Annotated in this window: 15 protein-coding genes and 5 pseudogenes; 8 read left to right on the top strand and 12 right to left on the bottom strand. The window is 60.4% G+C overall.

What is annotated here, in order from left to right:
• Positions 1–86 precede the first annotated feature (86 nt).
• The 4 genes and pseudogenes from B4968_RS00300 to B4968_RS00285 form a co-directional block, all read right to left on the bottom strand.
• Positions 87–889, bottom strand: a pseudogene (locus B4968_RS00300) (carnitinyl-CoA dehydratase).
• Positions 886–2,922, bottom strand: a complete 2,037-nt coding sequence (locus tag B4968_RS00295; RefSeq protein WP_083095710.1) for an acetate--CoA ligase family protein — start codon at positions 2,920–2,922, stop codon at positions 886–888. Before B4968_RS00295 ends, B4968_RS00300 begins: the two are co-directional and overlap by 4 nt.
• A gap of 6 nt (positions 2,923–2,928) precedes the next feature.
• Positions 2,929–3,237, bottom strand: a complete 309-nt coding sequence (locus B4968_RS00290) for an Rdx family protein (RefSeq protein WP_083095709.1) — start codon at positions 3,235–3,237, stop codon at positions 2,929–2,931.
• 3 nt (positions 3,238–3,240) lie between these two features.
• Positions 3,241–4,404: an acyl-CoA dehydrogenase family protein gene (locus tag B4968_RS00285; protein ID WP_083095707.1), complete on the bottom strand. Its 1,164-nt coding sequence runs from the start codon at positions 4,402–4,404 to the stop codon at positions 3,241–3,243.
• Between the two features lie 78 nt (positions 4,405–4,482).
• Here B4968_RS00285 and B4968_RS00280 point away from each other — a divergent pair, with 78 nt between their 5' ends.
• Positions 4,483–5,451: a GlxA family transcriptional regulator gene (locus B4968_RS00280; protein WP_083095847.1), complete on the top strand. Its 969-nt coding sequence runs from the start codon at positions 4,483–4,485 to the stop codon at positions 5,449–5,451.
• 52 nt (positions 5,452–5,503) lie between these two features.
• On the opposite strand, the gene B4968_RS00275 is transcribed toward B4968_RS00280, so the two are convergent.
• Positions 5,504–6,259, bottom strand: coding sequence for a class II aldolase and adducin N-terminal domain-containing protein (locus B4968_RS00275; protein ID WP_083095846.1), 756 nt, complete (start codon positions 6,257–6,259; stop codon positions 5,504–5,506).
• 215 nt (positions 6,260–6,474) lie between these two features.
• Between B4968_RS00275 and B4968_RS00270 the strand changes: the two are divergent.
• The 6 genes and pseudogenes from B4968_RS00270 to msrA all read left to right on the top strand — a co-directional run bounded on the left by B4968_RS00270 (position 6,475) and on the right by msrA (position 12,465).
• A pseudogene (locus B4968_RS00270) lies at positions 6,475–8,312 on the top strand (adenine deaminase).
• Positions 8,309–9,793, top strand: a pseudogene (locus B4968_RS00265) (AMP nucleosidase). Before B4968_RS00270 ends, B4968_RS00265 begins: the two co-directional pseudogenes overlap by 4 nt.
• Before the next feature lie 142 nt (positions 9,794–9,935).
• The gene (locus tag B4968_RS00260) at positions 9,936–10,229 is read left to right on the top strand and encodes an HU family DNA-binding protein (RefSeq protein ID WP_083095706.1); all 294 of its coding nucleotides are present in this window, start codon (positions 9,936–9,938) and stop codon (positions 10,227–10,229) included.
• A 223-nt stretch (positions 10,230–10,452) separates the two neighbouring features.
• Positions 10,453–11,367 carry a DMT family transporter gene (locus B4968_RS00255; protein ID WP_083095704.1) on the top strand — a complete coding sequence of 305 codons (915 nt, stop codon included), beginning with the start codon at positions 10,453–10,455 and terminating at the stop codon, positions 11,365–11,367.
• 141 nt (positions 11,368–11,508) lie between these two features.
• A pseudogene (gene msrB, locus B4968_RS00250) lies at positions 11,509–11,959 on the top strand (peptide-methionine (R)-S-oxide reductase MsrB).
• A complete protein-coding gene (gene msrA, locus B4968_RS00245; protein ID WP_083095702.1) occupies positions 11,956–12,465 on the top strand; it encodes a peptide-methionine (S)-S-oxide reductase MsrA in 510 nt (169 codons plus the stop codon). The pseudogene msrB and the gene msrA overlap by 4 nt, the downstream one beginning before the upstream one ends.
• Positions 12,466–12,549: 84 nt before the next feature.
• Here the strand turns inward: msrA and B4968_RS00240 are convergent, their stop codons facing one another.
• The 7 genes and pseudogenes from B4968_RS00240 to B4968_RS00210 all read right to left on the bottom strand — a co-directional run bounded on the left by B4968_RS00240 (position 12,550) and on the right by B4968_RS00210 (position 23,837).
• The gene (locus tag B4968_RS00240; RefSeq protein ID WP_083095701.1) at positions 12,550–14,556 is read right to left on the bottom strand and encodes a hydantoinase/oxoprolinase N-terminal domain-containing protein; all 2,007 of its coding nucleotides are present in this window, start codon (positions 14,554–14,556) and stop codon (positions 12,550–12,552) included.
• An 85-nt stretch (positions 14,557–14,641) separates the two neighbouring features.
• Positions 14,642–15,688: a tRNA epoxyqueuosine(34) reductase QueG gene (gene queG / locus B4968_RS00235; protein ID WP_083095699.1), complete on the bottom strand. Its 1,047-nt coding sequence runs from the start codon at positions 15,686–15,688 to the stop codon at positions 14,642–14,644.
• Between the two features lie 31 nt (positions 15,689–15,719).
• Positions 15,720–16,385 (bottom strand): FtsZ-binding protein FzlA, encoded by a 666-nt coding sequence (fzlA, locus tag B4968_RS00230; RefSeq protein ID WP_083095697.1) that lies wholly within the window; start codon positions 16,383–16,385, stop codon positions 15,720–15,722.
• Between the two features lie 69 nt (positions 16,386–16,454).
• On the bottom strand, positions 16,455–17,195 hold the full coding sequence (mtgA, locus tag B4968_RS00225; RefSeq protein ID WP_083095696.1) for a monofunctional biosynthetic peptidoglycan transglycosylase: 741 nt from the start codon (positions 17,193–17,195) through the stop codon (positions 16,455–16,457).
• Positions 17,196–17,376: 181 nt separating this feature from the next.
• A pseudogene (gene gltB, locus B4968_RS00220) lies at positions 17,377–21,926 on the bottom strand (glutamate synthase large subunit).
• On the bottom strand, positions 21,923–22,360 hold the full coding sequence (locus B4968_RS00215; RefSeq protein WP_083095844.1) for a GFA family protein: 438 nt from the start codon (positions 22,358–22,360) through the stop codon (positions 21,923–21,925). Before B4968_RS00215 ends, gltB begins: the two are co-directional and overlap by 4 nt.
• Positions 22,361–22,391: 31 nt before the next feature.
• Positions 22,392–23,837, bottom strand: a complete 1,446-nt coding sequence (locus B4968_RS00210) for an NAD(P)-dependent oxidoreductase (protein WP_083095694.1) — start codon at positions 23,835–23,837, stop codon at positions 22,392–22,394.
• Between the two features lie 248 nt (positions 23,838–24,085).
• On the opposite strand from B4968_RS00210, the gene B4968_RS00205 reads away from it, so the two are divergent.
• The gene (locus tag B4968_RS00205; RefSeq protein WP_083095692.1) at positions 24,086–24,892 is read left to right on the top strand and encodes an undecaprenyl-diphosphate phosphatase; all 807 of its coding nucleotides are present in this window, start codon (positions 24,086–24,088) and stop codon (positions 24,890–24,892) included.
• The last annotated feature ends 24 nt before the right edge of the window (positions 24,893–24,916 follow it).

The raw sequence follows: 24,916 nt of genomic DNA, 5'->3' as shown, positions 1-24,916 counted from the left end.
GCACCGCGCGCCAGCGCGGTGCCAGGCCCAACCCTAAAGTGGCAGTCTCTGACTGCTGCGGCAGGGGCGGGAGCGCTCCCTTGCCCTTAGCGACCCTTCCCGACCGGATCGCGCTTTTCGGCAAAGGCACGTGCGCCTTCCAGCTGGTCATCACTGGAATACAGCACATCAATGCTGCGCAACTGGCGTTGGGTGATGTGGTTCATGGCATCCTGGAACTTGCAATCCTCGGCATCCCGCACCACCTCCTTGATCGCCGCATAGACCAGCGGCGGACCCGAGGCGAGCAGTCGCGCCAGCTCCCAGGCCCGGTCCATCAGCTGCCCGCCCGGCACGATCTCGTTCACCAACCCCCAGCGATGCGCCTCACCAGCATCAACCCACCGCCCGGTCAGCAACAGCTCCATGGCGATGTGATAGGGAATGCGTTTTGGCAGCTTGATCGAGGCGGCATCCGCCACAGTGCCGGACCGGATCTCGGGCAGGGCAAATGTTGTGTGCTCTGCCGCAAGGATCATATCGGCCGAGATTGCCAGCTCCAGCCCACCGCCACAGGCGATGCCATTGACGGCAGCGATCACCGGCTTGTTCATATCGCGCAGCTCTTGCAAGCCACCAAAGCCGCCGACACCGTAGTCGCCATCTACCGCATCGCCATCGGCTGCCGCCTTCAGATCCCATCCGGGGCAAAAGAACTTTTCGCCGCCACCGGTCAGGATCGCGACACGCAGCTCCGGGTCATCGCGAAAATCGCGAAACACCTCGCCCATCACCTTGCTAGTGGCCAGATCAATCTCGCATTGGCCTTGGGGCGATCCAGCGTCACCTCCAGAATTGCGTCCTCGCGCCGGATTTTGACGGGTCCAAGGTCCGTTGTGCCATCAGTCATCGCATAAAGTCCTTTCTGCGCATCAGCGCATCCGCCGCCACCGCATCCCTGGGTGTACACAAAAGCGGATTGATTTCAATTTCTTCCAAAGCCTCGGCCTCGGCCAGGACATAGGCCTGCACCGCCTGCACTGCACGCAGGATTGCGCCGCGATCAGCGGCCGGCTGGCCACGGTATCCTGCCAAAATCCTGGATATCTGCAACTGATCCAGCGCGGCCAGAACCCTGGCATCGCTGGCCGGAACCAGTATCGATACGCTGTCTTGCAGCACCTCGGCCAGGGTGCCCCCTGCCGCAAGGGTGAGGACAAAGCCATGCGCCGGATCTTTCACCACGCCAATCAACAGCTCCGCCACAGCGCCTGTGACCATTTCTTCCACCAAAAACCGTGTGGCTGGCATCTGCGCCGCTGCATCACTGACCGCGCCACCTGTTTGCAGGTTCAGCACCACGGCCCCGGCTTCGGTCTTGTGGGCAACCCCTTCGCCCTTTAACACCACCGGGTAGCCAATGTCAGCCGCAGCGGCCCGTGCCGCGCCAGGGGTCTTTGCCCGCAGCGATTTTGGCACCCGCAGACCATAGTCTGACAATCGCAGCTTTGCCTCGGCCTCGGGGATCAGACTGGGCTCCACTGTTGGCGTCGGCAGCAAGAGCGGCTCTGAAAGCACGGGTTGCGAAAAACGGGCGGCCGCGCAGGCTTCCAGAGCCTCGCGCAAGCCACAAAAGGGCACCACGCCTGCTGCCATCAGCTGCTCGGCCACCACTTCGGGCAAAAGCTCGGGCAGGGTGGCCCCCATGGCAACATTGCCGCCAGAGAGCTTTTGCGAGCCGATAGCCGCCTCAATGGCGCAGTCCCAGTCACTGGCAGAACAGCGATCAGGGCGCGGAAAGTCAACAATCAGCAACGTCATCGCCAGTGAGGGATCCATCATCGCGGCAAAGGCCTGCGTCATCGCGGCGGAATCACGCCAGATATAGGTGTGATAATCCAGCGGGTTTGCCAGTGCCACCATCGGCCCCAATGCCACCCGCAGATTGCTCTGTTGCGCCGCATTCAGCGCCGGAAAGCTGAGCGGTAGATCATGGGCGGTATCCGCCGCCAGGCTGGCCTCGCCGCCCGAACAGCTGATCGAGGCAATGCGGTTCGACCCCAGCGGGCCGGTAACATGCAACAGTTTCAGGGTCTCAAGAAACGTCGGCAAATCCTCCAGCCGCGCAATACCCAGACGTGACAACAGGGCCGCAGCCCCTGCGTCTCCGCCCGCAAGCGATGCGGTATGCGACACTGTTGCGGCCTGCGCCTCGGCAGATTTGCCCACCTTCAGCGCCACAATAGATTTGCCCAGACTCCGGGCCTGTGCAGCCAGCGCCTCAAAGGCGCGCAGATCGCCAAAGCCCTCGATATGCAGCCCCAGGGCGGTCACCCGGTCATCCTGCAGCAGGGCGGCGCCGATGGCAGCAATGCCGGACTGCGCCTGATTGCCCGCCGCCACCACATAGGCAACGGGCAGGCCACGCGTCTGCATGGTGAGGTTGATCGCGATATTTGAGCTTTGGGTGATCAGTGCGACGCCCTTGTCGACCCGCTTGCCGCCATGTTGATCAGGCCACAGCAGGGCGCCATCCAGGTAGTTGATAAAGCCATAGCAATTTGGCCCCAGAAACGGCATATCGCCCGCCGCCGCCAAAAGCTGCGCCTGCAGATCCGCCGCCTCATGGTCTTCGGCCTGCGCCTCAAGAAAGCCAGAGGCAAAGCAGACCGCACCCCCCGCGCCACGTGCGGCCAGGGCCCGTACCACTTCAATGGTGGCAAAGCGGTTGACCCCGACAAATGTTGCATCGGGTGCATCCGGCAAGCTGGCGACATCGCGGTAGGCTGGCAATCCTGCCAGGGTATCTGCCTTGGGGTGGACCGGCCAGATCTGGCCGTCAAAACCCATCTTCTGGCATTGCTCAATCACCAAACGGCACCAGTCTCCACCGCCGACAACAGCAATGGTTTTGGGCCTGAAAAGCCTGTTTAGAGACGTCATATGTGTCTATTCATTCCCTGGGGACCGGTCCAGATGGCCGAGGTCCTGTTGCGGGTTGATCTGGTCGCGCACGCGTGTCTTGAGCTCTTTTACATCGGGAAAGCCCCCGTCGCGTTTGCGTTCCCAGATCAGCTCATCTTCCACCGTGATCTCAAAGATCCCACCCACCTCACCGGGCACCAGCGTCACCGCCCCCAGCATGTCCTGAAAGGTCGAAAGCAATTCCTGTGCCATCCAGGCCGCCCTGAGCATCCAGTTGCAACCGATACAATAGGTGATGGTCACCTTTGGTTTGTGGGCAGTGGTCGTGGTCATCTGTCAGCCTCCAAGCGCGCGTAGCATTTCGCGGCTGATGATATGACGTTGGATCTCGCTCGTCCCCTCCCAAATGCGTTCAACGCGGGCATCGCGCCAAATACGCTCAAGCGGCAGCTCGTCCATCAGACCCATGCCGCCGTGGATCTGGATGGCCTCATCGGCCACCATCGCCAGCATCTCGGTGGCTTTCAGTTTGGCCATCGACATATCCGATTCGGTCACTGTGCCCTGATCAAATTTCCAGCCGGCCTCCCAGGTCAGCAAATTGGCCGCCTTCAGCTCAAGCGCCATATCGGCCAGCTTAAAGGAAACTCCCTGGAATTTGCCGATCTGCTGGCCAAATTGCTTGCGTTCAGCGGCGTATTCCACCGAGTGCTGCAGCGCGCGTTCCGCCCGGCCCAGACAGGTGGCTGCCACCTGCAGCCGGGTGGCGCCCAGCCAGGTATTGGCTACGTCAAACCCCTTGTGCACCTCGCCCAAAATGGCCGAGGACGGCAGGCGGCAGTCGTCAAACTCAAGCACCGCATTGGTGTAACCCCGGTGGCTCACATTGCGGTAGCCATCGCGCACCGAGTAGCCCGGCGTGCCCTTGTCGACAAAGAAGGCGGTGATCAGCTTTTTGGGGCCGCGCGGCGTCTCTTCTTCGCCCGTCGCCATAAAGACAATCGAGAAATCAGCGATATCCGCGTGGCTGATGAAATGCTTGGTGCCGTTCAAAATCCAGTCGTCGCCATCGCGTTTGGCCGAGGCCGTCATGCCGCGCAGATCCGAGCCTGCCCCCGGCTCTGTCATCGCCAGACAGTCCCATTTCTCGCCTTTCATGCAGGGGTAGAGGTATTGCTCTTTCTGCGCATCCGTCCCGGCCAGCAGGATGTTTGAGGGCCGCGCAACGCAGGTCCAGTGCAGGGCATAGTTGGCCCGGCCCAGCTCTTTTTCATACATCAGCCAGCTCAGGGTATCGAGGCCAGCACCGCCGGCCTCTTCCGGCATATTGGCGCCATACAGCCCCGCCGCCATCGCCTTGGCCTGGATCTCCTTGATCAGCTCCATGGGCAGATGGCCACTGCGCTCGACCTCAAGCTCATGCGGGTAGAGCTCTTTTTCCACAAAGGCGCGTGTCGTCTCGACGATCATTGCCTGTTCTTCTGTCATGCCAAACTGCATCGCACCTGTCCTTCTCACTGGCTTGCTGAACAGCTTAGCCTCGCGCTAAAGTCGCTTCATGCACAGATGGACAATATCATGCCGACTTGGGTGAAAGATCACGCTGCACTGCAGCAGATAGATATGCTGCTGTTTGATGATTTCTCAGGTCACTGCCTGGCCAATACGGTAGAGCCGATGCGCGCTGCCAATACGCTGGCGGGGCGGCAGGTTTATGCCTGGCGGTTTCTGACGCTGGATGGCGCGCCCGTGGTGTCATCCTCTGGGATGGAGGTGACCCCGCATGGGGCGCTCAGCGGCTGTCAGGGTGACATGTTGGTGGCCATGCCAAGCTATCGCTACCGCCACTTTGTCGATGACACCAGCAATCGCGCCCTGCGTGCGGCAGCAACACATTACACGATCATGGCGGGCTTTGACGCTGGTGCCTGGCTTTTGGCGGCCGCAGATCTGCTTGAGGGGCGGCGCGCCACTATTCACTGGCAAGAGCTGGACAGTTTTGCCGAGACCTTCCCGCAGGTCGAGGCCCAGCGCCTGCGCCATGTGCAGGACGGCAACAGAATCACCTGCAGCGGCGCACTGGCGGCCTTTGATCTGATGCTGGATCTGATTGGCCAACGCCATGGGCAGTCGTTGCGGCTAGAGGTTGCGGCCCTGTTCATGAGCCCTGAAATCACCCCCTCGCACGCCGCCTCTGTTGCCACCACCCAGACCAATATACTGGCCCGCAGCCGGTCTGTGGCGCGCGCTCTGGCCCTGATGCAGGCCCATATAGAAACACCGCTGACCATCGTTGAGATTGCCCGCCAGATCGGCCGCAATCGCAAGGACCTGGAACAGCGGATGAAGGCGCAGCTGGGGGCAACACCGCAGGCGATCTACCGGCATCTGCGGCTGATACAGGCCAGAAAGCTGGTGTTAGAGACTGATCTGTCGGTGGCAGAGGTGGCACTACGCAGTGGCTATGAGGATCCCAGCGCCATGACCCGCGCCTATCGCGCCGCCTTTGGCGCCACCCCGCGCCAGATGCGAAGCGGCACAGGGTAACGGCCGACACAGCGTAGCGACTGTAAGACAGGGTAGCAACTTGGCCCAGACCTTAGCTGGCGTAGCTGGAGCCTTCACTGTCGAGGATCAGCTTGATCTCGCGCAGATGCGCTTCGGCCTGGCTGGGGTAGTCTTCCAACTCGCGCGCGGTTTTCTCGGCGATTTCATCCGACAGCACGCGCAGTTTCTGCCCTGTCTGCAGGGCCCGAATATAGGTCTCGGCGGCGCGCTCGAAATAATAGAGCCGGTTCAGCGTGTCCGCAGGATCAGAGCCGATCACCAGCACGCCGTGGTTGCCCATGATCATGACTTTTTGTTTTGGATCCGTCAGCATCGCAGCACAGCGCGCGCCTTCGTCCTCAAAGGCCAGCCCCCCATAGCCATCGTCGATCACATAGCGGTTGAAAAACGTCGCGGTGTTCTGATCAATCGGCGGCAGTCTGCTGTCGGCCAGCGAGGCCAGCACCGTGGCGTGGATCGAATGCACATGCATCACGCAGCGCGCCTGTGGGCACAGCCGGTGAATAGAGCCATGCAGCCCCCAGGCGGTGGGATCGGGAGCGCCGGGTTTTGCCATGGGCTCGGGGTCGTCCGCATCCAGAAACAACAGGTTCGAGGCCGTGATCCGGGCGAAATGCATCTGATTGGCATTCATCAGGAACTGCGTGCCCGCCTCGTTCACCGCCAGGCTGAAATGATTGGCCACCCCTTCGTGCATATTGAGCCGTTCAACCCAGCGAAAGCTGGCGGCAAGATCGGCGCGCGCCTGCCAGTGGTCCATATTGGGGCGCAGTTCCGTGACGCTCATCTCGCAGGCTCCTGTTGTAAATCCGTTCGTGCCGCCAGCCTGAACCTCCAGCGCCGCTTTGACCATCAAAAAATTCCGCCTCGCGCCCCCCCAGTGCAGCCCCTAAGTGCGGCCCCGGTGCCGCCTGTCATCCTCTTGTCATTGAGATAGGTGTTTCTAACGTAAGCCCGCACTGCGGGGCTTGAACTTGCCGCAGCAATCATAACAATTGGCACATGACAGATAGACCATTCCCCAGCTGGCCCGATATCGCCCCACAATTGATCAATGTTGCGGCAGGGCGCGCGCCCGCTGACACGGTGATCCGCCAGGGGAAATGGGTCAATGTCCACACGCGCGAAGTGCTCGACAATCACGACATCGCCATCGTTGCGGGCCGAATTGCCTATGTCGGGCCGGATGCCAGCTATTGCATGGGGCCTGACACTGCGGTGATCGAGGCCAGGGGGCGCTATATGATCCCCGGCCTGTGTGATGCGCATATGCATATCGAGAGCGGTATGCTGACGCCGGCGGAATTCGCCCGCGCCGTGATCCCACATGGCACCACCTCGATGTGCACCGTCCCGCATGAGATCGCCAATGTGCTTGGCCTTGAGGGCGTGCGTCTGATGCATGACGAAGCGCTGTTGCAGCCGGTCAATATCTTCACCCAGATGCCGTCTTGTGCGCCCTCGGCGCCGGGGTTGGAAACCACCGGGTTTGAGATCACTGCCAAAGACGTGGCTGAGGCCATGCAGTGGCCCGGCATTGTTGGTCTGGGCGAGATGATGAACTTTCCCGGTGTGGCCAATGCCGACCCAAAGATGCTGGCAGAGATCGCCGCCACGCAGCGCGCTGGCAAAACTGTTGGTGGCCACTATGCCTCGCCCGATCTGGGACGCAATTTTGCCGCCTATGTCGCGGGTGGGCCGGCCGACGACCATGAAGGCACCTGCGAGGCCGATGCCATCGCCCGGATGCGTCAGGGGATGCGCGCCATGGTCCGTCTCGGCTCTGCCTGGTACGACGTCGAGGCGCAGATCACCGCCATCACCGAAAAGGGGCTGGATCCGCGCAATTTCATCCTTTGCACCGATGACTGCCACTCTGGCACGCTGGTGCATGACGGTCATATGAACCGGGTGGTGCGCCACGCCATCGCCTGTGGCTGTGACCCATTGATTGCCCTGCAAATGGCCACGATCAATACCGCCACCCATTTTGGCATGGAACGCGATATCGGCTCGATCACCCCGGGTCGGCGCGCCGATGTGATCCTGACCTCTGACCTGACAGAGCTGCCGGTTGAGCTGGTGATGGCACGGGGGCAGATTGTTGCTGAAAAAGGCTCTATTACGGTGGATTGCCCGCATCTGGACTGGCCTGACAGCGCCCGTGGCACCATTCATCTGGGCCATGCGCTGACTGCCGCGGATTTTGAAATCACTGCCCCCGAAGGCGCCAATGCGGTCACGGCCAATGTCATCGGCATGGTGGAAAATCAGGCGCCGACCAAGGCGCTGAAGGCAGAGCTGCCGGTGCATGACGGGTTGGTCGAGGCCACTATGGCAAAAGACAGCGAGACCTGCCAGATCGCGCTGGTTGAGCGGCACCGCGCCACCGGCGGCGTCACCAATGCCTTTGTTTCCGGCTTTGGCTATACCGGCAAAATGGCTATGGCCTCGACCGTGGCGCATGACAGTCACCACATGATCGTGGTTGGCACCGACCGCGAACAAATGGCGCTTGCGGCCAATCGCCTGGCCGCGGTCGGTGGCGGCATCCCCATCTACGGGGATGGAAAAGGGCTGGCGCTGGTGAGCTGCCGATTGCCGCCTTTATTTCCGCCCGCCCCGCCACTGAGGTCGCCGCCAAGGCGCAAAAACTGGTTGAGGCAATGGAGACCTGTGGCTGCTCTCTGAACAACGCCTATATGCAACATTCCCTGCTGGCCCTGGTGGTCATTCCCGAACTGAGGATCTCGGATCTTGGCCTTGTCGATGTGCGCAGCTTTGAGATGATCCCGGTAATAGAACCACTCATTGACCCTGTATCAGAGACACAAACATGACCCCAGTGGCACCCGAAGCTTTGATTCAACAGCCCGAGACCTTTGCCCCTGAAAGCTTTACCGATGCGGCCGCGGCAGTGGCGCGTCTGGAAGCGCTCTATTCACAGGCCACCAATTATCTTTGTGAGGCCTTCATGCGCAGCATGGCTGAACCCGCCCCTGCGGATCAGCGCATTCGTGCCTTTTATCCCGAGATCCGCATCACCACCACCAGCTTTGCCCAGGTGGACAGCCGTCTCAGCTTTGGCCATGTGGCAGCGCCGGGAACCTATGCCACCACGGTGACAAGGCCGGATCTGTTTCGCAACTATCTGATCCGGCAAATCGGGCTGTTGATCAAGAACCACGGCCAGCCCGTTACCATCATGGCGTCCCAGACGCCCATCCCGGTGCATTTTGCCGTCGCCTCGCGCCCCGATCTGACGGTGCCGTAGGAGGGCGCTGCTGACTTTACCCTGCGCGATGTCTTTGATGTTCCGGATCTCGCGACAACCAATGACGATATCGTCAATGGCACCTATAAATCCGAGGATGGCATTGGGCCGCTGGCCTTGTTCTCTGCGCAACGGGTGGATTACTCGCTGGCGCGACTGGCACATTACACCGCCACCGCGCCCGAGCATTTTCAAAACCATGTGCTCTTTACCAACTACCAGTTCTACGTGGCTGAATTCGAGGCCTATGCCCGCGCTCAGCTGGCAGACCCAAAGTCGGGCTATGTCAGCTTTGTCAGCACCGGCAATCACGAGATCAGGGATCCGCAGGCGGAAATTCCCGCGACCGCAAAGCTGCCGCAGATGCCCACCTACCATCTGAAGCGGGCGGACGGGAACGGCATCACGCTGGTAAATATTGGCGTCGGCCCCTCGAATGCCAAAACCGCCACCGATCACATCGCAGTGCTGCGCCCGCATGCCTGGCTGATGGTGGGTCACTGTGCCGGGCTGCGCAACACACAGGCGCTGGGTGATTTTGTCCTCGCCCATGCCTACCTGCGCGAGGATCACGTGCTGGATGACGACCTGCCCGTCTGGACGCCCATCCCGGCGCTGGCCGAGATCCAGATTGCCCTGGAACAGGCGGTGGCAGAGGTCACCCAGTTTGAGGGCTATGACCTCAAACGTATTATGCGCACCGGCACAGTGGCCACGATCGACAACCGCAACTGGGAGCTCAGGGATCAATCCGGCCCGGTGCAGCGTCTCAACCAATCGCGCGCCATTGCCCTGGATATGGAAAGCGCCACCATTGCCGCCAATGGCTATCGCTTTCGGGTGCCCTACGGCACGCTGCTCTGTGTGTCAGACAAACCACTGCATGGTGAGCTAAAGCTGCCGGGCATGGCTTCGGGCTTTTATCAGACACAGGTTGCGCGTCATTTGCAGATCGGAATAAAAGCAATGGAACAGCTCAGAACTATGCCTTTGGAACGCCTACATAGCCGAAAACTGCGGTCCTTTGACGAAACCGCCTTCCTCTGACACAAGTTTTCCACCGTTTTCTGCGAAAAATCGCTAGTTTCCTTGGTCTTTCACTACACAACACGTTGTGTTCCTACACAACATAACGATAATGTTGCGCGATGAGGCCCCACAGTTCGGGCAGTTTTAAGGAGATCTGAGAATGTCCAAACCGATGACAAAAACCCAGCTTGTTGCAGCTCTGGCTGAGGAAATGGGCGAAGATAAAAAGACAGCAGGCGTTGCTCTGGATGCCGTGTGCGCCCTGATCACACGCGAAGTGTCTGGCGGCGGTGCCGTGACCCTGCCCGGCATTGGCAAAATCTATTGCCGCGAGCGCCCCGAGCGCGAAGTGCGCAACCCAGCCACCGGCGAGAAATTCATGAAAGAGGCGGACAAGGTTGTGAAAATGACCATTGCCAAGGCTCTGAAAGACAGCGTCAACGGCGAAGCCTGAGACAGGATAGTCCTGCATCAAAGCTTTCGAGATTAGGGTCGCCTCTGGCGGCCCTTTTTTGTGCCAGAAGTATGGGCAGAATTTTGAACCTGGGCTTGGTCGCGCCTTTGTCCTAGCGCTGACGCCGCCGCAATCACGTGAAATCGCGCGAATACGCATTTCCACCCGTTCCTTGCCTTGCTAAACATCTACCAAAGAACAATTCCCCTGGAAGGCCCCAGCCATGGATTTTCGCGCAATTGCTATGGGGCTCACCTTTGCCTTGATGTGGTCCTCCGCCTTTACCTCGGCCCGGATCATCGTGGTGGATGCCTCGCCGCTGTTTTCTCTGGCGGTGCGGTTTTTGATTTCGGGGCTGCTCGGGGTCGCCATAGCCCTGGCCCTGGGGCAGACTTGGCGACTGACCCGCGGCCAATGGCGCGCCACGGTGATCTTTGGCATTTGCCAGAACGCGCTCTATCTCGGTCTCAACTTGGCTGCCATGCAATGGATCGAAGCCTCGCTGGCCGCTATTCTCGCCTCGACCATGCCGCTGTGCGTGGCGCTGGCCTCCTGGGTCATCTTTGGCGACCGGATAAAACCGCTTGGCCTGATTGGTCTGATGGCAGGTGTCGCGGGCGTCGCCCTCATTATGGGGACACGAATCAACGCCGGAGTGGATGGCTTTGGCATCCTGTTGTGCGTCATTGGCGTGCTGGCCCTGACCGTGGCAACCCTGGCGCTGCGGGGCGCCACATCGGGCGGAAACTTTATGATGGTGGTTGGGCTGCAGATGCTGATCGGCTCTGCCATTCTGTTTGTCGCCGCCCCCCTGAGCGAAGATATTTTTGTCAATCCGACCCTGCGGTTGGGGCTGGCCTTTGCCTATACCACTCTTGTTCCGGGGCTGATGGCCACCTTCATCTGGGTTAAGCTGCTGAACCGGATCGGCGCCATTCGGGCCGCGACGTTCCACTTTCTCAACCCGGTCTTTGGCGTCGCCATCGCCAGCTTTATGCTGGGCGAAAAGCTGGGGCTGCTTGATCTTTTGGGCGTCGCGATTGTCACCCTGGGGATTCTGGCGGTGCAGCCGTCGCGCCAGTCCATCCAAAAACAGCCACCCGCGCCTAGCCCGCAAACCCCATCGACTCCGACATAAGGCTGCAGCAAAGGGGCAGTTGCCACACAGATGCGCGAGCCGCGTGAAATGCCATTTGCATTTTGGCGGCGACCCCCCATCTTTGGCACCATAGCGAACAGAGCGATCCGCAGATAAAGGTCGCGCAAGAGGGAGAATAGCATGATCAAATATACCAAAGACGCCGCGGCCATTGCTGCCCTGTCGGCAGAAGAATTCTACGTCACGCAGAACTCCGGCACCGAACGCCCCGGCACTGGAAAATTGCTGTCGAACAAAGAAGTCGGCATCTATGTGGATATCGTCTCGGGCGAGCCGCTGTTTGCCTCGGCTGACAAATACGATTCGGGCTGCGGCTGGCCCAGTTTTACCAAACCGATCGAGCCCGCCTATGTCAGCGAGCTGGAAGACCGGGCCCTGGGTATGATTCGCACCGAAGTGCGCTCAACCCATGGCGACGGCCATCTGGGCCATGTCTTTCCCGACGGCCCCGTCGAGCACGGCGGGCTGCGCTACTGCATCAACTCCGCCTCTCTGCGCTTTTGTGCCGCCGGCTGAGATGGAGGCCGAAGGCTACGCAGACTACATCAACCAAGTGGAGGAACACTCATGAGCGAACGCGCTGTTCTCGCCGGGGGCTGCTTTTGGGGCATGCAGGATCTGATCCGCAAGCGCAAAGGCGTGCTCTCAACCCGTGTCGGCTATACCGGCGGCGATGTGGCCCATGCCACCTACAAGAACCACGGCAGCCATGCCGAAGGGATCGAGATCATGTTTGATCCCAGCCAGACATCCTATCGCGATTTGCTGGAGTTCTTCTTTCAGATCCACGACCCCACCACCGAAAACCGGCAGGGCAATGATCTGGGGATGAGCTATCGCTCCGCCATCTACTATGTGGACGAAGCGCAGAAAGCTATGGCGCTGGAGACCATCGCCGATGTCGAGGCCTGTGGCCTGTGGCCCGGCAAGGTGGTGACCGAGGTCGAGCCGGTCAGCGACTTCTGGGAGGCCGAGCCCGAGCACCAGGACTACCTTGAACGGCAGCCAAACGGCCACACCTGCCATTTTGCACGGCCTGACTGGGTGCTGCCCAAACGCAGTGAAGCGGCAGAATAACCTGGGTTAGAGCCAGATTTCATCATCGCATTTCAGAAAGGCCCGCCTCACGCAGACGCGGGCCTTTTGTCCCTAGTTACGGGATCAGTCCCTGGCGACACGCGGGCGACCGCTGGCCTCAACCGTCAGCATGGCCTCAACAAAAACCTCACGCGCCTCAACCTCGGCAGTGCGAATATCCCGCGTCACATGGATGTGGATGTCTTCGGCCCCGGCTGCTTCGGCATCGGTGCGCGCCTGCTGTTCCAGAACCTGTTCCAGCCTTTGTAACGCCTCAAGCGAGGAAGCAAAATCCTGCGGCCCACTGTCCAGATGCACGCGAAATTTTCCCTCGCTTGGGGAGGTGACGCTGCCGCTGCGCCGCATGGTGACACGGCCAACAACGGCACCGATGGCATTGGCAACACCTGCGTGTTCCGGCAAACGCATGCGGCATTTCAGCCGCTCTCCCACCGCTGGGTAATAGCTGGGTGCAGAGGCGCCCAGCCCGACGACGTCGATGTTCATCGAGGTCTCAAAGGCCAGAATGCCCCGATGCGAGGCCAGACCTTTTTGTGTCAAAACATGACGAGCCAGCTCGGCAGTAGCCAAGCCAAAATCGCTGTCTTCCTCGACAAAAGCACTCTCTAACAAGGTTAAAACCGTCTGCTGGGTCAGCTGGTCCACAATCCTCTGCGCCAGTGACTGTGCGTCCGGTGCCAGGCAGTCGCCGCTGCCAATCCGGCGGCGGGCAAACAGCGTCAGCGCCTTTTCAGCCGCTGCCCCATCCCAGACCGCAACCCGGCCCAGCACATGGCTGGCGTCCGAAGGCGTTATGCCCGCAACCTGCACCAGACCACGATCCACCAGACGGCTCAGCGCGCCCTGCTCCATCCGTGTGCGCAAAATCGCGCCCAGCGGCTGCACCTCGGTGCCAATCCGACCCAATAGCGCAAACTCGCGCTCGCCAAGACCAGCGGTCGGCAGACCGATGACGGCCCGGACGAATCTGCCGTCGTATTCTCCCACCACCGGCGCGTTGAGCTGTTTGTCCAGCGCCGCATGCACCACCTCTGGTGCCTCGGATGCCATCAGCGAGACAGGCACCACCCGGCGCGGCCCCAGCGTCACGCCGCCCTGCAGACCACTGGATTGCAGATGCACCTGGCTGTCACCGCCCAGACCAGTGGTGCGCATGGCCACCGCCTCGACCATGGTGCGGAATGGGCCAACCTGCGCGCCCGCGGGATCAATGGCCGGCTTGCCATCGCGGATCAGCGCCACATCGGTGGTGGTGCCGCCAATATCGCTGACCAGCGCATTTTCCACGCCGGTCATCCAGCGCGCCCCCACAATCGAGGCGGCCGGACCACTGAGGATGGTTTCAATCGGCCGGGCGCGCGCCTGCTCGGCCGACATCAGGGCGCCATCGCCGCGCACCACCATCATCGGGGCCGTCACGCCAAGATCCACCAGTGTGTCCTGTGCCCGCCCAATCAGCCGGTCAATCATGCCAATCAGCCGCGCATTCAGCACCGCCGTCACCGCACGTTTGGGGCCGTTCAGTTTTGCCGACAACTGATGCGAGCAGGTCACCGGCGCCTGGGTCATCTCTGTAATGATTCGGGCGGCCTCGACCTCATGGGCCGGGTTGCGGGTGGCAAAGACCGAAGCCACAGCAAAACCGGAAACACCCACCATATGTGTCTCTAAAAAGGCCCTCAGCGCGTCGACATCCAGCGGCTGCGCCTCAAAACCCGCGTGGTTATGACCGCCTGCCAGCACCAGCGCCGGGTCGCCCTTCAGCGCGTCCTTCAGCCCGTGGCGTTCGAGATCGCTTTCGCCAAATCCGATATAGATCAGGGCAACACGGCCTCCCTGCCCCTCGACCAGCGCATTGGTGGCCAAGGTGGTTGACAGGGCCGCCATCGAGACCTCGGAGGCGGCACAGCCCGATTGCGCCAGAACGGCGCGAATGGCGCCACCAACGCCAATCGCCAGATCGGCACGGGTTGTCAGAGATTTCGCCGTGGCGATCACCTCAGCCTCGTCGCGGATCAACACCGCATCCGTATAGGTTCCGCCCGTATCAACACCCAGCAAAAGCGCCATGTTGTGATCTCCAGTCTGTTCGCCGCTCCGGTTTCTGCGCAACACTGGTCTAGCGTCTATTTCAGACGCGTCCATCCCGTTTGCGTCACGAAAGCCGCTGAACCGCCCACTCTGCCGCATCGGCAACCGTTGGGTCAGGATCATTGGCCAGTCCTGCGGCCACGCTGCGCAATTCAGCCAGCTTTGAGTTGCCAATGGCATAAAGCACATTACGTACAAACCGATCCCGCCCGATCCGTTTAATAGGTGAGCCAGCAAAGAAAGCGCGAAATCCGGCATCATCCAGTACCGCCAGCTCGGCCAGTTTTGGCGCCTGCAGTTCGGCCCGTGCAGCGTAGCGCAGATCACTTGCAGCCACCGCGAATTTGTTCCAGGGGCAGGCTGACAGGCAGTCGTCACAGCCGTAAATCCGGTTGCCCAGCTTGCTGCGCAGCTCTTCCTCAACCGGGCCTTTGTGCTCAATCGTCAGATAGGAAATGCAGCGCCGCGCATCCATCTGGTAGTGCGCGGTAAAGGCCTCGGTCGGGCAGGCCGTCAGGCAAGAGTTGCAAGAGCCACAGCGATCTGGCTCAGCCTCATCAACCGGCAGCTCCAGCGTGGTGAAAACAGAGCCTAAAAAGGCCCAATTGCCCCAGTCCCGGCTCACCAGATTGGTGTGTTTGCCCTGCCAGCCCAGCCCAGCCGCCTGGCCCAGGGGTTTTTCCGGCACTGGCGCCGTGTCGACAAAGACCTTTACTTGCGCCGTCTCATCCTGCTTTTTGGCCTCGTCGATCAGCCAGCGCGCCAGCCGTTTCAAACGCTTCTTGACCAGATCATGATAGTCTTTGTTGCGGGCATAAACCGACACAGCACCGCGCTCCGGGCAGCCGACAACCGCCATCGGGTCTTCCTCGGGGGTATAGCTCTCTGCCAGCATGATGACCGAGCGCGCCTCGGGCCACAAAACGCTGGGATCACCGCGCCAATGGCTGCGCTCTGCCATCCAGCCCATCGGACCGTGATAGCCCTTGTCGAGGAACTGCTGCAGCCGGTCGGGGACCTCGGGCACATCACCAGGTCGGCAGATTTTGCATGAGACAAAACCCTCCGCCAGGGCCTGTGCCACCAGCCTGTCTTTGAGGTCAGCTGTCATCTCAGAGCCTCTCTACGCTACAGATCAGGGATCAGAAATCGAGGTCGGCGTAATGCGCGGGCGGGCGGAATCCCGAAATCTGGTCTGCCAGAATAGAGCGAAAGGCCGGCCGCGATTTGATCTTGGCATACCAATCCTTGACCACAGCCGAGCGGTTCCAGTCCACGTCCGAAATATAGTCCAGCGAGGACAGATGTGCAGCGGCGGCAAAATCAGCCAGGCTCATCTGATCGCCCGCAAGCCAGCGACGATGATCCAGCAGCCAGGTCATGTAATCAAGATGGTACTTGATCGCGCGGGCGCCGGCCTTGACGTTCTTGCTATCGGGATAGCCCTCGCCCGTGACCTTTTTGTTGACCCGTTCATACAGCAGCTTTGACGTCACCTCGGCGTGGAATTTGTCGTCGAACCAGCTGACAATGCGGCGCACTTCATAGCGGCCATCCGGGTCATTTGGCATCAACGAAGGCGTAGGGCGGGTTTCTTCCAGATATTCGCAGATGGCAGCGCTCTCAGCCATCATCTTGCCATCCAGCCGAATCACCGGAACCTTGGCCGCTGGGTTGCGGCGGAGAAAATCCGGATCCGCCTCCCAGTAGCGTTCCTCTATCAACTCGACTTCGATTTTCTTTTCCGCCAGAGACAGACGGACCTTCCGGCAAAAGGGGGAAAGGGGGACATGATAAAGACGTGCCATAGGCCTTATTGTAACTCCAAATCGAGCGCCGGGGATCAAACCCAGCAATGCCCTGTACGCGGCAAAACTTCAATCCTCGAAACAGTCCGACCGCCCATCTGCGCGAATGGTAGCCGCTCCATCCTGAATCCTGGCGGCCCGGCGGCTGACAGCTTTGCTCGGGCGGGAAGCCGAGCGTTGTTTCGGGTTCGGCAGGACCGCAGCAATCAGGGCCGCCTGACGGGCGCTCAGCGCATCCGGGCCAACACCAAAATAATGTCGTGCGGCTGCTTCAGCCCCAAAGATACCCTCATCCATCTCGGCCACATTAAGATAGACCTCCAGAATGCGTTTCTTGCTCCAGATCGCCTCGACCAGGGGTGTCAGCAGGGTTTCCAGGGCTTTTCGCCCCCAGCTGCGCCCCTGCCAGAGAAAGACATTTTTGACCACCTGCTGCGACAGGGTAGAGCCCCCGCGCTGGCCGCCTTCGGCAATGGCTGCCCGGATGGCCTGCACGTCAATGCCCCAGTGCTGGCAAAACCGCGCATCCTCTGCTGCCACCACCGAGCGCGCCAGCACCGGCGCGATATCCGCCAATGGCACCCATTCCTGATCGATCTCGCCCAGCCTGCGCTTTTCGCTCCAGATAGTATGGGTCGTGGGCGGGTTCACCACGGAAAACAATAGCACCAAAAAGGTCGCAAAACCCACGCCCCCCAACAGACCACGCAACAGCCAGCGCCGCAGCCAGCGCAGCGGCTGCATCAGCTTCTCTCTGAGCCAGGAGTGGCCTGCCTGTTTCTTTTTTGTTTTCTTTACTGCCTTTGCCATGCCCTTCTATAGGCCAGCACCCCGCCCAGAACAAACACGGAAACGGGCCCACTTGGCCTCCAGCATAGGTGCACGGCACAGGCGCGCGGCACGGGCCAGAAGCAAAACGCCAGCCCGGAAAGAAAAAAGCCCCGCAAGCGATCAGCTTGCGGGACAATTCTTAAACAGTACGCGCTGCGGCCTATTCTGCCGGTACAGCCGTTTTTTCGTGGCTCAGGGGGTACTTAAGATTTTGCAGCATCTCGATGGGACAGACCTGCAAAAAGTTGCCCTGTTCCAGATCCCAGTTCTGCAGGATCTCAGCCGCCTTGCGACTGCCGGTTTCTTCCAGATGCCGCTCAATCAGGGTCTTCAGCTGGGTGTTCCAGTGCTCCACCGTGACCGGGCAGGTGACCAGGCTTTCCATGTTCATCATGGTCTGCGCCTTGCCCTCCGGGTCATAGAGATAGGCCATCCCGCCTGTCATCCCCGCGCCAAAGTCCGCCCCAATCGAGCCCAGGATCACCGCGACACCGCCGGTCATATACTCACAGCCGCAGGCGCCGCAGCCCTCAACCACCACCGAGGCGCCAGAGTTCCGCACCGCAAAGCGCTCACCAGCGCGGCCCGCAGCAAAGAGATAGCCATCGGTTGCGCCATAGAGCACGGTATTGCCGACAATGGTATTCTCGCTCGCCTTCAGCGGCGAGGCCATCGGTGGACGCACAACAATGGTGCCCCCTGACAGACCTTTGCCGACATAGTCATTGGCATCGCCAGAAACCTCTAGTTTCAGTCCGGGAGCCGCAAAGGCACCCAGCGACTGCCCGGCAGAGCCCTGCAATTTCACCGTCAGGTGATCCGGCTGGAAGGCATTGCGCATACCAAAGTTGCGCACGATATGGCTCGAGGTGCGGGTACCTACCGAACGATGCGTGTTTTGCACCGCATAGGACAGCTGCATCTTTTCGCCATCCTGCAGGAACCGCGCCGCATCGCGTACGATCTCAGAATCCAGCGTATCGGGCACTGCGTTGCGCTCTTTGTCGCGGTTGTAGACGATCTCTGCCGCACCATCGACGGTGATCAGCAGCGGGTTGAGATCGAGATCATCCAGATGCGCCGAGCCACGCGAGACCTGCGCCAGCAGATCCGCCCGACCAATCACCTCATCCATGCTGCGCGCGCCGATAGAGGCGAGGATTTCCCGCACTTCCTGCGCATAGAAGGTGATGAGGTTGACCACCTTGTCGGCATTTCCGGTGAATTTACCACGCAGAGCTTCGTCCTGGGTGCAGACCCCAACGGGGCAGGTATTGGACTGGCACTGACGCACCATGATACAGCCCATCGCGATCAGCGCGGCTGTGCCGATGCCGTATTCCTCGGCCCCCAGCATGGCCGCCATGACAATATCACGCCCGGTGCGCAGCCCGCCATCGGTGCGCAGGGTGACCCGTTCGCGCAGGTTGTTCATCGCCAGAACCTGATGCGCCTCGGTGAGGCCCATCTCCCAGGGCAGACCGGCATATTTGATCGAGGTCGCCGGAGACGCGCCGGTGCCACCGTTGTGACCCGAGATCAGAATCACATCCGCCTTGGCCTTGGCGACGCCCGCGGCAATGGTGCCAACACCCGAGGCCGCAACCAACTTTACCGTCACTTTGCAGCGCGGGTTGATCTGTTTCAGATCATAGATCAGCTGCGCCAGATCCTCGATCGAGTAAATATCGTGGTGCGGCGGTGGTGAAATCAGCGTCACCCCCTTGGTCGAATGCCGCAGACGGGCAATCAGGTCGGTGACCTTCATGCCGGGCAGCTGGCCGCCCTCGCCGGGTTTGGCACCCTGGGCCACTTTGATCTCCAGCTCTTCGCACTGGTTCAGGTATTCTGCGGTGACGCCAAAACGCCCCGAGGCCACCTGTTTGATCTTGGCGCTTGGGTTGTCGCCATTGGGTTCCGGCACAAAATGCGCCGGATCTTCGCCGCCCTCACCGGAATCCGACTTGGCGCCAATCCGGTTCATCGCCACGTTCAGGGTCTTATGAGCCTCTGGCGACAGAGCCCCGAGGCTCATACCCGGCGTGACAAAACGTTTGCGGATCGAAGTGATCGATTCGACTTCCTCGATAGGCACCGATTTGCCCATGGGCTTGATGTCGAGCAGATCGCGCAGGTGGATCGGCGGGTTGCTCTGCATCTTGGCAGAGTAGCGCTTCCACATCTCAAACGACGCCGTGTTGCAGGCCATCTGCAGCATATGCATTGAGGTGGCTTCCCAGGCGTGAGTCTCGCCGGATGTACGCGCCTTGTAAAAGCCGCCGATGGGCAGGATGTTGTCGGCCGCGTTCCAGCCTTTGGCGTGAATTTCTTCGGCTTTGACCTGAATGCCGCTGACACCAATACCGGAAATCCGGCTGGTCATGCCGGGGAAGAATTCTGCACACATGGCACGTGACAGGCCCACCGCCTCAAAGTTCAGACCGCCGCGATAGGAGGAGATAACCGAGATCCCCATCTTGGCCATGATCTTGAGCAGACCCTGGTCGATGGCTTCGCGGTAGCGCGCCACGTTTTCGGTGAGGCTGCCGTCCAGCAAGCCACGGTCAATGCGGTCCGCCAGCGAATCTTCGGCCAGATAGGCGTTCACCACGGTGGCGCCACAGCCGATGAGCACGGCAAAGTAATGCGGATCAATGCATTCGGCAGAGCGCACATTGAGCGAGCTGAAGGTCCGCAGACCTTTGCGTGTCAGATGCGAATGCACAGCGGATGTGGCCAGAATCATCGGCATCGCCACGCGGGTCGCATCCGAATACTGATCGGTCAGCACCAGATGGCCGGCACCAGAGCGCACAGCGTCTTCGGCCTCGGCGCGAATGCGCTCCAGCGCCTGGCTCAATGAGCCCTTGGCGGGATCAAAGGAACAATCGATCTCGGCCAGGGGCGCGTTGAATTCGGTGACCAGCTTGTCCCATTGCGCGTTGCCGACAAAGGGGCTTTCCAGCACGACGATTTCGGTCTGGCTGCTGTTTTCTTCCAGCACGTTCTTCAGGTTGCCAAAGCGTGTCTTCAGCGACATCACCCGGAATTCGCGCAGCGAATCGATTGGCGGGTTGGTCACCTGGCTAAAGTTCTGCCGGAAGAAATGGCTGAGCGGGCGATACATCTTGGACAAAACGGCCGAGGGTGTGTCGTCGCCCATCGAGGCCAGGGTCTCTTTTCCCTCTTCTGCCATTGGCGACAGAATTTGCTCCAGCTCTTCGATGGTATAGCCCGCAGCCACCTGTCGGCGGCGCAGCTCTTCTCCCGAGAACATCGCAGCCTCGGTCACGGTTGAGAGCGTCTGCTCCACATCGTTGATCTTGCCAACCCATTCGCCAAAGGGCAGGGCTGCGGCCAGTTTGTTCTTGATCTGGGTGTCGTGGAACAGCTTGCCCTTTTTCATACCGACCGCCAGCATCTGGCGGGGGCCAAGCGCGCCTTTTTCCCACCACGGTTGCCTCGTTGATCGGCACCATGCCCGCCTCAGAGCCGGGCAATCACCAGGCCATCCCCGGTCACCACATAGCGCATGGGGCGCAGCCCGTTGCGGTCGAGACCGGCGCAGACCCAGCGGCCATCGGTCATCGCCAGGGCGGCGGGGCCATCCCAGGGTTCCATCACCGAGTTGCAGTAGGAATACATATCGCGCCAGGCCTGCGGCAACTCAACCGCCTGCTTGGACCAGCTTTCGGGCACCAGCATGGTTTTGGCCATCGGCGCAGAACGTCCCGCGCGCACCAGAACCTCAAACACCGAATCGAGCGCCGCCGAGTCGGAAGATCCGCCAGCAATGATGGGTTTGATGTCTTCGGCATAGTCGCCAAAGGTGCTGGAAGCCATACGGATTTCGTGGCTTTTCATCCAGTTCGTGTTGCCGCGCAGGGTGTTGATTTCACCGTTATGGGCCAACATGCGGAAGGGCTGTGCCAGCCACCACTGCGGGAAGGTATTGGTGGAATAGCGCTGGTGATAGATCGCAAAGGCGCTCTCGAACCGCTCGTCCATCAGGTCAGGGTAGAAGACCGCGACCTGCTCGGCCAGCATCATGCCTTTGTAGATGATCGACCGGCACGACAATGACGCAATATAGAGCCCGCCAATGCCAGCAGCAGCTGCCGCTTTTTCAACACGGCGACGGATCACATAAAGTTCGCGCTCAAAGGTTTCCTCGTCAACGCCTTTGGAGTTTGAGATCAGGATCTGTTCGATCTCGGGACGGGTCGCGTTGGCCTTTTCGCCCAGACAGGTCACATCAACCGGCACATGGCGCCAGCCGTAGATGTAATAGCCCATGCGCAGCACTTCGCTCTCAACGATGGTCCGGCAGGTTTCCTGCGCACCAAAATCGGTGCGGGGCAGAAAGACCTGCCCAACAGCCATCAGCTGATCTTCGCGCGGCTCATGGCCGGTGCGGCGGATCTGGTCATAAAAGAACGGAGCCGGGATCTGCACGTGGATACCCGCGCCATCGCCGGTTTTGCCATCGGCGTCCACGGCACCCCGGTGCCAGATCGCCTTAAGCGCATTGATTCCGGCCTCAACAACACTGCGGCTGCTTTTGCCATTCACCGCAACCACCAGGCCAACACCACAGGAGGAATGCTCTTCGTCCTCGGTATAGAGACCATTTTCGGCCATCCACTTACGCTTAGCTTCCTCAGCGCGCACCCAGTCCGCATCATATTTGACAGCATCAAGTTTGGTCATTGGTTGTCTCCTTCTTCCGAGGGGCCAAAGGCTGCCTTTACTTCCGCTTCGGTCATCTGCCGTTGCGCACCAGTAAAGGCGTAGCCCTTGGGCTTTTTGTCGATATAGAGTTCCAGGCCGAGAGTGTTCTCGCCTGCATTGTCGAAAAGGCCAGCTGCCATTTGGGTCTGACCGTGCATTTTTCCGGGAGCCGTTATGCGATACCAGAGCGCTGATCCGCAGTCGCCGCAAAAGGCGCGTTCTGCCCATTCCGACGAGACATAGGTTTTCACCGGGCCCAGCGCCGCATAGCCAGAGGCGGCCGGAATGGTCATCAACATCGAACTGGTCCAGCGGCGGCACATGTCACAGTGGCAGGCGCCAAGAGCCTGTCGCGCAGGCGTCATCGAGACCGTGACGGCTTCGCACATGCAATGTCCTTGCAGCTCACTCATATCGCTGGCTCCCTTGCGGTGGCTTTTCAGGTTACTCTGCCGCGACCTGCGCGCCAGCATTGTTGAAACGTGTAACGATGGCATCGGCGCAGTCCCGGCCGTCTTTGATGGCCCAGACCACCAGCGACGCACCGCGTACGATATCGCCCACGGCGTAAACCCCGTCGAGATCGGTGGCGCCGGTGAGATGCTCTGCCTTGATGGTGCCCCAACGGGTCGTCGGCAGCTCGGCCTGACCCCAGAGGGTGGGCAGATCTTCGGGCTCAAAGCCCAGCGCCTTGATCACCAGATCAGCGTCTTCCACATAATCAGCACCCTCAATCACTTCGGGCGCCTGCCGTCCGGTGACATCCGGCTGACCCAGACGCATCTTTTGCACCATGACGCCATTCACGCCGCCGTCAGCATCGGTAAATCCCTTGGGGGCCGAGAGCCATTCAAACACCACGCCCTCTTCTTCGGCGTTCTGTGTCTCGCGCTGCGAGCCTGGCATATTGGCCCGGTCACGCCGGTAGAGACATTTGACCGATGTTGCGCCCTGACGGATCGAGGTGCGCAGGCAGTCCATGGCCGTGTCGCCACCACCGATGACCACAACTTTTTTGCCCGCAGCATTCAGCGTGCCATTCTCAAATTCTTCGACGGTATCGCCAAAGTTCGACGCGCGGTTGGCAGCCGTAAGAAAATCAATCGCCTTGACGATACCAGTGGCCCCCGAGCCGGGCATTTCCAGATCACGGGATTTGTAGACGCCGGTGGCGATGATCACCGCGTTATGTTTGGCGCGGATCTCGTCAAAGGTGATATCGGTGCCGATATTGCAGTTCATCACAAAGGTGACGCCGCCATCCGCCAGCAGCTGGTTGCGCCGCATGACAATGTCTTTTTCCAGCTTAAAGCCCGGAATACCGTAGGTCAGCAAACCGCCGGCCCGGTCGTAGCGATCATAGACAGTGACCTGAATGCCCGCCCGGCGCAGCATGTCCGCCGCTGCCAGACCTCCGGGGCCGGCGCCAATAATACCAACGCTTTCGCCGCGTTCCTGGACCGGCACGATTGGCTTGACCCAGCCCTTGTCCCAGGCGGTATCGGTAATGTATTTCTCAACAGCGCCAATGGTCACGGTGCCATGAACGGATTGCTCGATCACGCAGTTGCCTTCGCACAGACGGTCCTGCGGGCAGATGCGACCGCAGATTTCGGGGAAGGTATTGGTGGCCTGGCTGGTCTGATAGGCCTCTTCCAGACGACCGGTCGCGGTGAGGCGCAGCCAGTCGGGGATATTGTTGTGCAAAGGGCAGTGAGACTGGCAATAGGGCACACCGCATTGGCTGCAGCGGCTCGCCTGCTCTGCTGCCTTGGTGGCAGCATATTCCGCATAGATCTCGTCAAAGTCTTCCCGACGCGTCTCGGCGGCGCGCTTCTCGGGCATATCGCGATCAATCTTCACGAATTTGAGCATCGGTTGCTTGGCCATGGGCGAACTCCCTATTTTGGCTGGCTGCGACAGGTCCGGATCGGAGCACTGCATTAATGGGTCACTAGTACTGACCTAAAAAGGTCTCAATTGACCTCTGATACTTGTTCCCACAGAAATGTACAGCAGTTTTAGGTCCGGATCGGATCTAAATGTCAGCTTCCCTATCCGGACCAAGGAATTATACAAGGCCACGCGATCCACGCCTCATTGATCCCCGCAGGCGCCCCCTTTCAGGACCACCCACTATGCCATTGTTGCAACTCGTTCTTGTCGCTTTGATCCAGGGGATCACAGAATTCCTGCCGGTCTCCTCCTCTGGCCACCTGATTCTTCTGCCCGGGCTGACCGGCTATTCCGACCAGGGACAAGTCATCGATGTCGCTGTGCACCTTGGCACCCTTGTCGCGGTCATGATCTTTTTCTGGCGCGATGTCCGGCTGTGTCTGGGTGGGTTGACCTGTCTGGCCTGTGGGCGCGCCGACACCCAAGGCTCCCGGCTGGCACTTGGCCTGATCATCGCCACCATCCCAACGGTCCTGTTTGGCGCCTTCCTGCATTACAGCCACTTCAGCGAGGCACTGCGCTCTCCGGCGGTGATTGGCTGGGCCATGCTGACCTTTGGCATCGTGCTGTATATCGCCGACCAAAGAGGCGCGCAGGAAAAGGTCTCAAGCGACTGGACCCTGCGCGACGCCCTGATCATGGGGCTCTGGCAGATGATCGCACTGATTCCCGGCACCTCGCGGTCCGGCATCACCATCACCGGCGCACGACGCCTGGGATACAGGCGCGAAGACGGCGCCCGACTGGCCATGCTGATGTCGATCCCGACGATCTTTGCCTCTGGCGTCCTGCTTGGCACCGAAGTCGCGCTGGACGCCAATATGGAGCTGATCAGGGACGCCGCCATCGCCGCCGTGCTGGCGATGCTCTCCGCTCTGGCAGCCCTCAGCCTGATGATGCGGCTGCTGCGCTCGACCAGCTTTACGCCCTATGTGATCTACCGGGTGATTCTGGGGCTTGCCCTGCTGGGCTATGCCTACGGCAGCTGACCGCGCTTTTGCCAGAAAGTCCCA

Source organism: Pseudophaeobacter leonis (assembly GCF_002087335.1).
GTDB lineage: Bacteria > Pseudomonadota > Alphaproteobacteria > Rhodobacterales > Rhodobacteraceae > Pseudophaeobacter > Pseudophaeobacter leonis.
This window is presented reverse-complemented; position numbering and strand designations above follow the sequence as displayed.